Genomic DNA, 13,642 nt, shown 5'->3' on the forward strand with positions numbered 1-13,642 from the left:
GATCTGTATTATAAAATACGATCGCTTAGCTTTTATTTTATACGGTAAGCTTCAATAATATCTTTTATTAATTGAGGACCTTGATAAATAAAACCAGAGTAAATTTGCACCATTTGAGCACCGGCATCAATTTTATCAAGAGCATCTGCCGCAGTGTTAATTCCGCCGACACCTATAATAGGTATTTGCCCTTTAAGACAGTCAGCGAGTTGTTTAATCACCACTGTTGACAATGAATTCAAAGGCTTACCACTCAAACCACCGGCTTCATTTGCATTGAGCAAACCACTCACACCATCGCGAGTCAAAGTCGTATTAGTGGCAATTGCTGCATCAAACTCATTGCGAATGAGTGAATCTGCAATCTTTTCAATCTCTTCACTTGAAAGATCTGGTGCAATCTTTAATGCAATGGGTACGTATTTACCGTGCTTTTCAGCAAGATCTTTTTGCTTCTGCTTTAGTGATCCTAAAAGATCATCAAGCAGATCACCGTACTGTAGCGATCGTAAACCCGGCGTATTCGGAGATGAAATATTGACTGCTATGTATGCAGCATATTGATAAACCTTATCCATACAGATTAAGTAATCATCTTTACCAAGCTCTACTGGTGTGTCTTTATTCTTACCAATATTGACGCCAACCATAGCATCAGATTTAACCGCTTTAAGATTTTCAACCAGGCTATCTACGCCTTTATTGTTGAATCCCATGCGATTAATAATCGCTTTAGCAGGCTTCAGTCTAAACAATCTTGGTTGTTCATTGCCTGGTTGTGGACGCGGTGTAACAGTACCAACTTCAACGTGGCCAAAGCCCATCGCATGGAAAGCATCAATACATTCACCGTCTTTATCCATACCAGCAGCTAAACCAACAGGGTTTGGAAAAGTGAGTCCCATCATTGTAACTGGGGCTGGTTTAATTTTTTGTGCATAAAAGCAGTTTAGTGGTGAATTACCAGTAGACTTTAAACTGCCGATAGCAAAATTATGCGCCAGTTCTGGATCCATCTGAAACATGAACTTTTGTGCGATTTTATAAAACATGTTTTCTCCTAGACCGAAAAAAGCCCCGGCAATTGCCAGGGCTTCTGATTTTAATCAGATTACTTTTGACCTTCGCAGTGAAGGATCAAAAGATTAAGTTCACGTAGGGCAACTGAGAACTTTGCAAACTCATGGCTTTGCGAAGTCTTGAAATCAGCCAGCATATGGAACCAACGCTCCAATAAGCTTTGATTTGATTCAATCCATTCCGATATGATCTTGTTGGCATCACAGCTTTCAGTACATGTTCTTAACACTACAGAACTGAGTGAACGTTGTTGCCAATCAAGCTCTTCTCTAAACGCGGCTCTTGCCAGTGCTTGCCAATGGTTTGATACAGGCTGGGCACTAATCTGTTCAAGGAACCAGTGTAAATCTACACTCGCACCCAGTTTAAAGTAAGTTTCAGCAACCAATGGCACTGGCTTAACTTCGAGATCACAGATTTGAGCAATGTCTAATGCAGAGAACAGAGTGCTCACATTAGCCACAACCATTGCTACGTCTTCAGGTACACCCTCTTTGATCAATGCATCTGATTCAGCACGAATACCTGCCACTTCATCGTTATCCATATACTGATGAACGTTCGCTTTAAGTTCATCAAAGACTGGAGTAAAGAACTCAATAGTCTGTTCAATATTAAGATTACGATTGCGATGACGTAGGAACCAGCGACTAGCACGACGAATATTGCGTCGTAGTTGATGCAACATCTCACACTGCACAACTGCCGGAATAATACCGTTAAGATCGGTAATAGATTTAGTTAAATCAGCTAAACCAAATACTTCGCGAGCCATAGTGTAACAAATAGCGGCTTCCGCAACTGAGGCACCTGTCTCATCTTGCATACGTTGTACAAAATTAAGTCCCATATCATTAACGAGTTCATTCGCTAATGAAGTGGCAATAATTTCGCCGCGTAGTGGATGCGCAGCCATATTGACGGTGTACTTTTCTTGCAACTGCTTAGGGAAGTACTCAACAAGCAGTTGGCTTAAGAAGCTATCTTCTGTAATTTCTGAAGTCAGTAACTGCTCTTTTAATACCATCTTAGCGTAAGCGACCAACACAGACAGCTCTGGACGAGTTAATGATTTACCATTCACTAAACGGTCAGCAAGCTCATCTTCATTTGGCAAGAATTCGAGCGCTCTGTCGAGTTTACCCTCTTTCTCAAGGTAATGAATAAAGCGGATCTGCTCTTTAAGCTGCTCAGCGCCGCGCACCTGAGTAACTGAAATGGTGCGAGTCTGGTCTTTACAATCTTGCAGAACGATGCGGCTGACTTCATCCGTCATCTCTTCAAGTAAACGGTTACGCTGCTTAACCGTCATTTCGCCGTCAGCCACTAGTGCATTAAGCAAAATTTTGATGTTAACTTCGTTATCAGAACAATCAACACCGCCTACGTTATCGACGAAATCGGTATTCATACGGCCGCCATTGGCGCAGTATTCTATACGACCTAACTGAGTACAGCCTAGGTTACCGCCCTCGCCAATGATTTTAGCTTTCACTTCATCGCCATTCACTCGAATAGCATCGTTAGCTCGATCGCCTACTTCAGTGTGTGATTCGCTAGTTGCTTTAACATAAGTGCCGATCCCGCCGTTCCAAATTAAATCTACCTGCATTTTAAGCAACTCTTTAAGTAGCTCTAATGGCGGCATTGATGATTTCTGGCTACCCAGCATCTTCTTCATTTCAGCAGACATTGGAATCGATTTTGCTGAGCGCAAGAATATTCCGCCACCTTTCGAGATAAGCTCGGCGTTATAGTCTTCCCAACTTGATCGCGGCAGTGCAAATAAGCGCTCACGTTCAACATAACTGGTTGCAGCATCTGGATTAGGATCAATGAAGATATGCATATGGTTAAACGCAGCGACTAAACGTGTATGTTTAGATAACAACATACCGTTACCAAACACATCACCCGCCATATCACCAACAGCTAAGCAGGTAAAATCTGTTGTTTGGCAGTTCACACCCATTTCACGGAAATGGCGTTTAACTGACTCCCATGCACCACGTGCTGTAATGCCCATCTTCTTGTGGTCGTAACCGTTACTACCACCTGATGCGAATGCATCGCCAAGCCAGAAGTTGTACTCTTCAGCGATTGCGTTAGCGATATCCGAGAATGTCGCGGTGCCTTTATCGGCTGCAACAACCAAATAAGCATCGTCTTCGTCGTGTCTTACCACATTATCGGGAGCAACTACTTCGCCATTAATAATGTTATCGCTAATGTCGAGTAAGCCGCGGATAAACAGACGGTAACACTCTTGCCCTTCAGCGAAGAAAGCTTCGCGGCCACCTTCTGTCGGCAATTGTTTACAAACAAAGCCACCTTTAGCGCCAACAGGAACAATAACGGTATTCTTAACTTGCTGTGCTTTAACAAGGCCAAGCACTTCAGTACGGAAATCTTCACGTCGGTCAGACCAACGTAAGCCACCACGAGCAACTTTGCCGCCACGTAGGTGCACACCCTCTACACGTGGAGAGTAAACAAAAATCTCGTACTTTGGCAGGGGTTTAGGCATCTCCGGAATAAGCTCTGGCTCGAACTTAAATGAGATATACGACTTGGCTTCACCAGTTTCAGCAACTTGGTAGAAGTTGGTTCGGTTCGTGGCATTGATAAGGTCTAAATAGCGACGAATAATTCGGTCGTCATCCAAACTTGAAACATCTTCTAAGCGGATATCAATCTGCTCAATAAACTTGTTTAATGTACGCGTTTTCAACTTAGGGTTAAATTTACGGATGTACATTTTAACCAGCAAATCAGCGATTTGCGGATAACTTGAAAACGTCTCTTCAATATAGGCTTGGCTAAAAGTTGAGTCAATTTGACGCATATATTTAGCGTAGGCTCGAAGCACAGACACTTCACGTCCCGTTAGTCCAGTAGACAAAACTAAGCGGTTAAAGCCATCGTCTTCTAACTCTTTTTTCCACACTTGAGATAACGCTGTCTGGAAGCGCTCTTGGCTATCAGCAAGATCATCTGTTGCGACATCTTGTGTGGTCATCAAGAAATCTAGAATCCAGTATGTGTCGCCTTCGGCCGTAATCACCTCATAAGGGCGTTCATTAATAACGCGCAAACCAAAGTTTTCTAGCATCGGCAAGACATCGGACAGATGAATTGGCTCGTCTTTATGGAATAATTTTAAACGCACTTTACTATTTTTAAGCGCTGTTTCCTGCGGCTGATAAAACAGCATGCCAAGTTTATGATCATCATCTAGCGCTTCAAGATGTTGTACATCAACAACAGAGGAGCTTGGTAATACATCTTCTTTATAGCTCCGAGGGAACGCGTTGACATAACGCTTAACGAGACGAGTGCCATCTTCTTCGCCCTGAGTACTGATTAGTGCACTACCGAGTTTATCTTCCCAAGAGCGTGCTGCTTCAGTTAAATTATTCTCTATCGCGGCCACATCGACATCCATATTATTGTTATCAACTTTGATAATGTAGTGAGTTCGAGCCAAGGTTGACTCAGAGAAATATGTTGTAAACTCCACATCTTCACTACTATTAAAATGTTGTGCCAAAATTCTTTGAGTATCTTCACGTAGTTTAGTGTTATAGCGATCTTTCGATACATACACTAAACAAGATAAGAATCGGCCAAAACCATCTTTTCTGACAAACAATTTGAGTTTGTCGCGGTCTTGCATCTCAAGCACGCCATGAGCGATTCGAGCAAGCTCTTCAACATTTGCTTGGATCAGCTCATCCCGTGGCAGTGTCTCTAGAATATGCATTAATGCTTTATAATCATGAGAGCGTGGCGTTAGACCTGAGTTATCAAGTACACGTTGAACCTTCTCAGACAACAGTGGGATCTCACGAGGGCTACGGTTATATAGGTTAGATGCATACAATCCGATAAAGCGATCTTCACCAATAACGTTACCTTTATCGTCAAAGCGTTTAACGCCAATATAATCGACATAAGCTGGACGATGAACGCGGCTCTTCTCACTGCTTTTCGTTAATACGAGTAAACTAGTATCTAGTGCTTCTTTGCGGGCACTTTCTGAAAAGTCAGATAACATCAAACCGGTTTCAGTTTTAGCTTTTGCTGACTTAGTCATCAAGCCTAAACTTGTGGTTTTGTCTGCGACAAGCTCCAAATCACCTTCCACTTTACGTAAATCGTAACGTCTGTAACCTAATAAGGTAAAGTGATGGTTATTCAGGTACTGAAGAAAATTGGTCGCTTCGCTAAGCTCTTCTTTAGTACCAGGGTAAGGTCTTGTCGCTAGCTCAGAAATGGTTTCTCCAAGCTTTGCAGACATTGCATCCCAGTCTTGAACTGAGGCAGCAACATCGGCAATGATTGTCTCAATCTCTTTAGTCAGCGTTTTGATATCGGTATCACTACTTTGACGATCAATTTCAATTAAGAAGACGGCGACTTTGTCGACACCCTCTTTATCTTCTGCACTATAACTGACATGCGTCACGGAGCCATCTTTGCGCTCAATTGCCATTGGTGTGTGCAGCATCATGTGTGCCGTGATCCCAAGTCGATTAATTGCCATACCGACAGAATCAACTAAGAAAGGCATATCAGGCTGAATGATTTCAATAATGGAATGATTCGATTCCCAGCCATGTTTGGATTGGCTTGGGTTAAACACACGAATGTGGCCTTGGCCGACAGACGTTTTATTAAGGGCGTTCCATTGACTCAAAACTGCGCCATAAAGGTCGCTGTCATTACGAGCATTGAGGTCGTCTTTCGACATATGCGCGTATAAGCAAGTAGCAAACTGATCTACTTGTTTTGCTTGTGAATTCGGAACTTTAGAGTGAATAAGGTTGACTACATTTTCTAGTAGTACTGAAGGCATTGCATCTTTCAAGGCCATGTTGCTGTTTCCTTAGGGGGCTATGGCAGCGCTTTTAATTTTTATGGATGCTTCAAAATCTGACCTGAGCCTATTTCTGTGACCTAGGTCATAGCGCGAAGTCTATTACTAAATCTGCCATAATTCGAGAACTATTTTAGTGGTAGAGCCTCCTAAAAAGAATGCTAGCCATCATTTATTGCCTTGTGATGAAATAACAATCGCTGATAGCGTTTTTTTATGCAAAAAAAAGAGAAGCTTATGCTTCTCTTTTTCGCCTATTTACTTGGGTTGCCGCCAAAATACCGCGGTAATGGCTGGCAGGATAATTATTGCCCCTAGCATATTCACTAAAAACATAAACGTTAGCAATATTCCCATGTCCATTTGAAACTTAAGCGCCGAGAAGAACCAAGTACTCACGCCAATGGCCAGTGTTAGACCGGTAAAGATAACCGCACTACCACGCTCAACTAACGCTTCATAATAAGCTTGCTGCACTGGCATACCATCTCTGAGTCTTACCGCCATAGTCGACAGAATATAGATACCATAATCAACGCCAATACCTACACCCAACGCGATAACTGGCAACGTACTAACAGCAAGACCGATATCAAGTTGGGTCATCAATGCTTGCGCTAATGTTGAAACCACATAGAGCGGCAAGATAACCGCAATGGTTGCTCGCAATGAACGGAAACTAATTAAACACAAAACAAACACTGCACCATAGACATACAGCATCATAGGCAGTTGTGCCTCTGCTACCGCTTCATTAGTCGCAGCCATAACCCCAACAGGCCCTGATGCTAGCTTAAATGTAAGCTGATCATTATTCATCTGCTGCTGCAGTTGATTAACTTTGTCGATAACAACTTCAATGGTTTCCGCTTTGTGATCTTTTAGGAACAGATAAACTGGCATCACTGAACAATCACTGTTTAATAAGCCTGACGTTGTTGGAACGCGCCCTACTGCCTGTACAAGGCTCGCAGTATTTCTAGGCAAGACTTGCCACTTGGGGTTACCTTCGTTAAAGCCAGCGTTGACTCTTTTAGCGACGGACGCAAGACTAGCCGTTGACTCGACCCCTTGAGTATTACTGACTTGCCATTCGAACTCATCAATTTGAGTTAATACTGAGTGATAGGTACAGGCTTCAGGAAATGCTTCGACAATAATGGTCATCACATCGGTAGTAATTGAAAACTTGTCGGTAATGAAAAAAGTATCTTGGTTATATCGGGAATCAAGGTGCAGCGCTGGTGCTCCTCCTTGCAAATCACCGATTTTCATCTGATTAGCTTGCTGCAAACCAACCGCATACAAACCCGCGGTGATAAGTAAAACCCAGACTGCATATTTAGGCGTTGCAAACTTTGACAATTTAACCCAAATATTATTTTCCTTAACTGGCCCAGTGCTCTTTTGCGGCTGAACTTGCGTATATGAAATGACAAGCGGTAACAAAACGAGATTGGTTAAAATAATAACTGCAACACCAAGAGATGCAGAGATAGCGAGTTCGCGAATGATACCAATATCAATCGCTAGCAGCGTCATAAAACCGATAGTATCGGATAGAAGCGCCACACCACCAGGGATCAACAAGCTTCTAAATGCTAATGCCGCTGCCGCTTTTGTGCTTTGCCCGTCAGTCACTCTTCGCTTGACCGCATTGATCATCTGTACGCTATGGCTGACCCCTATCGCGAACACTAAAAATGGGATCAAAATAGACATCGGATCTAAACCAAAACCGACTACGGTTAATAGGCCTAATTGCCAAATAACAGCAGTTAAACTGCACACCAAGGGTAAAATAGTGAGCACGATTGATTTAGAGAAAAAGTAGACCATAACCGCGGTGACGAGAATTGCAATTAAGAAAAATAGCAACACTCCTTTCGCGCCTTCGGCTACATCACCGGCCATTTTAGCAAAGCCAATGATGTGTATTTTTATATCTTCAGTTTCATACTGTGCACGTAGTTCTTGCTCTAATTGTTCAGCAAATGCCAAAGTGTCTAGCGCTTCACCTGTTTGTGGATCAAAATCCATTAACTGCGCACTCACCATAGCGGCGGAATAATCTTCAGCAATCAAGCGGCCGACAATGCCAGCTTTTTCAATATTACCGCGAACAATTGATAATCCTTGCTCTGTAGTGGTGAAGTCTGCGGGGATTACAGGTCCGCCGGCAAAACCATCTTCGACGACTTCAGTAAAGCGAGTTGAAGGGGAAAACAGTGACTTTACTTGCGCTCTATCTACACCAGGAATGAAAAACAGCTGATCATGAACATTCTTAAGCGAATCAAAAAAGTTAGCATTGAAGATATTGCCGCTTGTGTCTTCGACCGCAACCATAATGCTGTTTGCACCACCAAACTGCTTTTGATGCTTTAAATAGGTCTTCATGTAACTGTGATTAAGAGGAATGTTTTTTACAAACGCTGCGTCCATTTTTAAGTTACTTGCCTGTAAACCTAAAAAAAACGTGGTAATAATAAATAAAAAAATTACGAAAGCGCGATGCCTAAACAAATAGGTTTCAATGCCATTTACAAATTTATCTAACATACGTCAGGTCCTATTATTTTTGTTCTAACTTGATGAGACCTTTATTGCCGGCGACCCAGAGCCCACCGTCAATGTCTTTAGCAATAGCGACTAAATTTTCGCCCTGTCTTTGCTCAACCAAAGATGCGTTACCTTGCGCAGTAACATCAATAACGACTCCAGCGTTTCCAACAATGCGCAATGTCGAATCATCGAGCGCTACGCCCGCATTTATTGTTGAATCAACAGGTAACATAACTTCTTGCCATTGAGCCAATTGAATTTGTGATTTAAAGAGGTGTCCACGCAGGCCCATTACATAAACATTGTCACCGACTTCACTCGCATTAAATAAAGAGCCTTCGTAAGGAAAGTTTTGTTTTTGCCAATGATGACCATTATCAGCGGAAACGGCGACAAGTCCGAGTTCACCAACCATAATCAGTTGGCCGTTAGTAAGCGCGATGACACGATTAAAATGCGGTAACAAGGTGCTACGTTCAGATAGATACAGAGCTTCGTCTTCAGCTTTAAGTTCTTCTAAATAAGCGACATCTTCTTCAAAGAGTAGCTCTTGATGGTACTCGCTTATCCAGTTATTACCGCCATCGGCTGTGCGGTAAAACAAACCATAAGCGCCAATAGCAATACCATTATTCTCATCAAAAAATAATAGATCTAAAAAGGGTTTCTCAATCTCTGCAGATTGCATCTGTAGTTGCCACGTTTTACCGCCATCTTTAGTCTGCAATATCGTGGCATCATGGCCCACTGCCCAGCCTTTGTTTTCAGAGATGAAGAATGCTTTGGTTAATTGGGCGACTGTCGGTGTGGCAACTTGTTGCCATTGATTGTCAAAAATAAATGCGTGACCGCGTTCTCCAACCGCTACGAGTGTATTCCCAGATTGCGCGATATCAAGCACGAGTGAATGAGCAGCAAGAGGTTGTATTTGTTGTTCTAATTTACTTTCTTGAGCCAATACAGCAGCAGAATTAAAAATACTGGCGACACTCAAGGCAGAGATAAACCGAAGCATGCTAAACGACATACAGACTTCCTTTCAAAATAAGAGGGGCATAATGCCCCTCTCTAGGTGGGTTAACGAATACCAGCACGTCTTAACGCAGCAGGCGTGAAGTTACCTTCACTCAACTTTGCATCAAAATCGTACATACGGCCTTCATTATCAAGCCCCATTGCGATATAACGGCGAGACTGTAGATCATGGAACACTTCTAACGTACTCCATTGAGTTGGCACTTCGTAGTAGTTCAAACCATGAGCAATCGCGACACGGTAAAGCTCATCACGGTTGTCGTATAGATCTGCGACAGATACCTGCCAAGAGTCTTCATCGATATAGAAAGTACGCGCTTTGTATATATGACGCATTCCCTCTTTAAGTGTTGCTTTCACAACCCATACGCGATGCTTTTCATAACGAACATACTCTGGGTTGATGTGACCCGGAGTCACTATCTGCTCATATGAAAGTTTATCAGAATGAAGCTTATAATCGTTGTAAGGAATATAAAGCTCCTGCTTACCAACTAACTCCCAGTTATAACGCACTGGCGAGCCGTTAAACATATCAAAATCATCAGTTGTTCTTAGACCGTCAGATACTGTACCTGGTGTGTCAAATGCTACGTTTGGCGCTTTGCGAACTCGGCGTTGACCAGTGTTATATGTCCAAGCTTGACGAGGCAATTTCTCTTGATCCATGGTCTCTTTAACAAGCAGTGCTGTACCTGCCAAACGCGCAGGCTGGGTCACGACTTGCTTAAAGAAGAATAACGTATTCTCTTTAGCCAATTTATCAAGTGTCATCTCTGGACGAGAGTATTGGAAACGGATCTCTTCTGCTGTTTCAACCAGCGTATAACTACCGCCGGCTGTTGGTGCAGCTTGGCTACGTGAGGTTTTAATATCAACACCACGGAAGCGAAGTATATGGTTCCAGATAACTTCTAAGCCATTCTCAGGCATTGGAAACGGTACACCGATAGATGCACCAGTCAATCCATTACCACCATCAATCAGCTCAGCACGAGTCGCGTTAGCTTTTGTGGCATCGTAGACAAATTGAGGAACTGACGCTGAACGACGAGTTTCATACACATTCATCTTGAAGGTTTCAGGGTAAAGCTCAAACAGTTTTACCTGACCATCACTAAGAAATTCTTTGTACTTGTCTTTGTTGGCATTAGTAATAGTAAATTCAATTTTGTCACCAGGAAATGGATCCGGGTGATGCATGCCTTTACTATAGCCAGCAACAGGCTTAGTAATGCCACCATCCCACGCAGGGATAGAACCATCAGCATTTCCAGCTTTTACTGCCCCTAGCGGTGTCAGTTCTGTGCCTAATTTGGCAGCATCTGCGTCAGAAACTTTAGCAACAGCGCTTGAAGCGCCTAAAGCCATCATGACTGCGGCAGACAATATCGCAAGATTCTTCATTATTATTGTCCTTGTGATTTAGATTGAGTACTTAATGTTGAACGATACATAGTCTCGATCAGCCATCGCATTCGTTGTTCCTACACCACCAAAGAACGTGTTGTAAGAGATATCAGCGCCCCATCGACTTTGGTAATCAAAAGCAACGCCTAAAGCGACTGATTTTTTACCTTCGGTAAATAGGAACATTGGATCCGGTGTAATGCCGTCAACATCGTGTGAGAAAATTACCCGCGGTGCGACGTTTACCCCACCCCATACGTTGTTATAGTCCGCTTTAGCAACTAGACGATAACCCCAAGCAAAATCAGTAGGGAATGGATTAGTTTCAGGGCCATTATGTAACGCCTCGATAATCCCTGGCATATCAGGGTTACCACCTGAACGTGCTGTACCAGGACCGTTAAGGCGAAGCTCGTCAAAGCTCGGCATATCATGGATCCAAACACCACCAATTTCAGCCAACATAGTCAGGTTATCAGTACCTAAAGTTGGGCCGAATAGATGTGTAAATGTGGTTTGAGCTTGAGTAGTATCTAAACGAATGAAACCTTCTGCATACTCACCAGGACCATAATTTTCAACCTGTGAAATACCGTCAAGATCAGCCCTGTAATACGGTAAGCTTGGATCCACATTCGCCAATTGTTGTGGCATGGCGGCAAATAGCAGCTCAACGTCATCAATCTGTAGAGGCTCATCCAAACGGTGAGCAATTTCACCAGCAACCGACGTATCGCCTACAAGGGTATTGAAGCTAAAGCCCATTAACTGGATATCTTCAGGATAAACAATTTGCGCTTTAGAGAAAGTCTCTAAGGCTAGCAGGTCTTCTCGAGTCATTGCTTCGCCAGACTGTGCTTTACCGCCTAGGCGTTGTAGATCTCGGCCAATCGCTTCTTGAGTAAAGTTTGCAGTTGTGCCACTAATTAGTGGACGACGGCTATGATAGTTCATGTAGTACAGGCCAAACTCAGTTTCACCAAGCTGCGGCGCGTAATAACCAACTTTCACACCCCATTGGCCGTCATCACTTGCCGATGCATCATCTTCCACTAACGTGGCTTTTGTTGGATAAGCAAGTGCGAGTTGCGCTAATGTCGCACCATCCACTTGACCAGAACCAACCATCCCAACTAATGCGTTGTATTCAGAAAGTAGGAAATCTAGATTCATATCTGGGTTAGCGTTAAAACCTAACTGTGCATTTTGGTTGTAACCACCGTAACCCGCGAAATCATTGGTAGAAAAAATAGAGCCCGGTGTTGGAACCCATACAGGCTGCCAATCGTATTGGTAGAAACCTTCTACCGACAGATCGTCCGTGATCCCAAAAGATGCCCAAACCATACCTTGTGGACGAAACGCTTCTTTAAGTTCAGCACCCGGTGCATTCAAGATATTTAAGTCGACGGCATTAATAGAGCTAATACCATGGGCAATAAGAGTACTCTCACCCCATGAAACCACTTGATTACCAACACGAACCGACAGTGGGTTTGCGCCATCATTAAAATCAAAGTCAGCGTAAACGAATGCATCCAACAAACGAATATCTTTACATTGAACCTCTGATGCCTTGCTATCTTCACAAGGGTCGAATTCTTTACCCGTTAGAGGGTCATTAAAGTCGTAACTACCATCATTGAGTTTGCGATCATAGAAGTACATCGCACGGGCAAACACACCAAAGTTCTGATACTTCAAAGATAGTTCATGCAGACCTTTAAATATTTCAGATGTGGTATCACCTTGCGAATAGAGTAAATTACTTAAATCGCCATTACTTGAGTAGGAACCAGGTTGAGCCCAAATTTCCGCTGAACTATATTTGGTGTTCCCAAATGCAGAATAACCCGACCAATCAAACTGAGGTTGATTCACCTTGCCAATTTGATTTTCCCAGTCCCGCCCTTCTACTCGCCAACTCGCACCAGCAGTCCAGGTTGAATCGAATGTTCCTTCTACTTCGCCCCAATTAAATGAGACTGCATTGGCACTTGTTGACATGCCAAAACCGAGCGCCGCGACTATCCCCAAAGCGAGCGTCGACTTGTTAAAGCCGTTTTTAACCTTTTTCATTTTAGCTTCTCTCCGTAACCTGCTGGATTCTTTTGTTATAGGAATTGATAACCAACATACTGTTAGCTTACAGGTAACACCATTGTTACAGCATTTATACGTAGTGAGCAAGGATGAAATAGTGAAAATCTTTAAAAGATTTCGCTATTTTACAAGGATTTAGCAAGGTGGTTTGAGGAGTGTATTTAAATCAGATTTAAGTAATGTAACTAGAAGGGTATTTAGTCAATATATATTATTTAATAACAATACCTTATATAAATTAACAGATAGCTAAAGCACTGCGTTTAAAGTAATCAACCGTTTTAAGTAATTACTCTAAATCTTATTAAGTTGGATTAAATTTCCCTGACCATCAACGACCATTTCAAAATAAGCTCTTATCCCTGAGCGAGTAAAAAACGGTCTAAAATGTCTAGCACTTATCCATAACGTTCTTCCTGCCGTATCGACAACCTCCACTTTCGTGACTTGACCACGGTAATACGGTAGAAAGTCGTCATAACTGATATTTAAGGAGAATTGGAATACTTGATTTGATTGTTGCACTTGGACTTCTCGAATAATGATTAATGTCTCAGCTTAAACAGAGCC

7 protein-coding genes are annotated in these 13,642 nt (G+C 42.7%); all 7 read right to left on the reverse strand.

Features of this window, described 5'->3' with window-relative positions; genetic code table 11:
* Nucleotides 1-32: 32 nt before the first annotated feature.
* The 7 genes from pyrD to AB4238_RS11880 all read right to left on the reverse strand — a co-directional run bounded on the left by pyrD (nt 33) and on the right by AB4238_RS11880 (nt 13,597).
* Nucleotides 33-1,052: a quinone-dependent dihydroorotate dehydrogenase gene (gene pyrD / locus AB4238_RS11850; protein ID WP_371995377.1), complete on the reverse strand. Its 1,020-nt coding sequence runs from the start codon at nt 1,050-1,052 to the stop codon at nt 33-35.
* A 59-nt stretch (nt 1,053-1,111) separates the two neighbouring features.
* The gene (locus AB4238_RS11855; protein WP_372033632.1) at nt 1,112-5,956 is read right to left on the reverse strand and encodes an NAD-glutamate dehydrogenase; all 4,845 of its coding nucleotides are present in this window, start codon (nt 5,954-5,956) and stop codon (nt 1,112-1,114) included.
* 261 nt (nt 5,957-6,217) lie between these two features.
* Entirely contained in the window at nt 6,218-8,521 is a 2,304-nt protein-coding gene (locus AB4238_RS11860) for an RND family transporter (RefSeq protein ID WP_372033633.1), read from the reverse strand.
* A gap of 13 nt (nt 8,522-8,534) precedes the next feature.
* Entirely contained in the window at nt 8,535-9,551 is a 1,017-nt protein-coding gene (locus tag AB4238_RS11865; RefSeq protein ID WP_372033634.1) for a WD40/YVTN/BNR-like repeat-containing protein, read from the reverse strand.
* A 50-nt stretch (nt 9,552-9,601) separates the two neighbouring features.
* A complete protein-coding gene (locus tag AB4238_RS11870) occupies nt 9,602-10,966 on the reverse strand; it encodes a DUF1329 domain-containing protein (protein WP_248974619.1) in 1,365 nt (454 codons plus the stop codon).
* Between the two features lie 18 nt (nt 10,967-10,984).
* Complete coding sequence (locus AB4238_RS11875) at nt 10,985-13,048, reverse strand: DUF1302 domain-containing protein (protein WP_372033635.1); 2,064 nt, start codon at nt 13,046-13,048, stop codon at nt 10,985-10,987.
* Between the two features lie 318 nt (nt 13,049-13,366).
* Nucleotides 13,367-13,597: a DUF2835 domain-containing protein gene (locus AB4238_RS11880; RefSeq protein WP_372033636.1), complete on the reverse strand. Its 231-nt coding sequence runs from the start codon at nt 13,595-13,597 to the stop codon at nt 13,367-13,369.
* Nucleotides 13,598-13,642: the final 45 nt, after the last annotated feature.

It is taken from the genome of Shewanella sp. 10N.286.45.A1, from assembly GCF_041470405.1.
GTDB lineage: Bacteria > Pseudomonadota > Gammaproteobacteria > Enterobacterales > Shewanellaceae > Shewanella.

Bases quoted from the DNA above. Each gene is read 5' to 3' on its own strand.
- AB4238_RS11865 (WP_372033634.1), bottom strand. From the start codon at position 9,551: ATGTCGTTTAGCATGCTTCGGTTTATCTCTGCCTTGAGTGTCGCCAGT.
- AB4238_RS11855 (WP_372033632.1), bottom strand. From the start codon at position 5,956: ATGGCCTTGAAAGATGCAATGCCTTCAGTACTACTAGAAAATGTAGTC.
- AB4238_RS11875 (WP_372033635.1), bottom strand. From the start codon at position 13,048: ATGAAAAAGGTTAAAAACGGCTTTAACAAGTCGACGCTCGCTTTGGGG.
- AB4238_RS11860 (WP_372033633.1), bottom strand. From the start codon at position 8,521: ATGTTAGATAAATTTGTAAATGGCATTGAAACCTATTTGTTTAGGCAT.
- AB4238_RS11870 (WP_248974619.1), bottom strand. From the start codon at position 10,966: ATGAAGAATCTTGCGATATTGTCTGCCGCAGTCATGATGGCTTTAGGC.
- pyrD (WP_371995377.1), bottom strand. From the start codon at position 1,052: ATGTTTTATAAAATCGCACAAAAGTTCATGTTTCAGATGGATCCAGAA.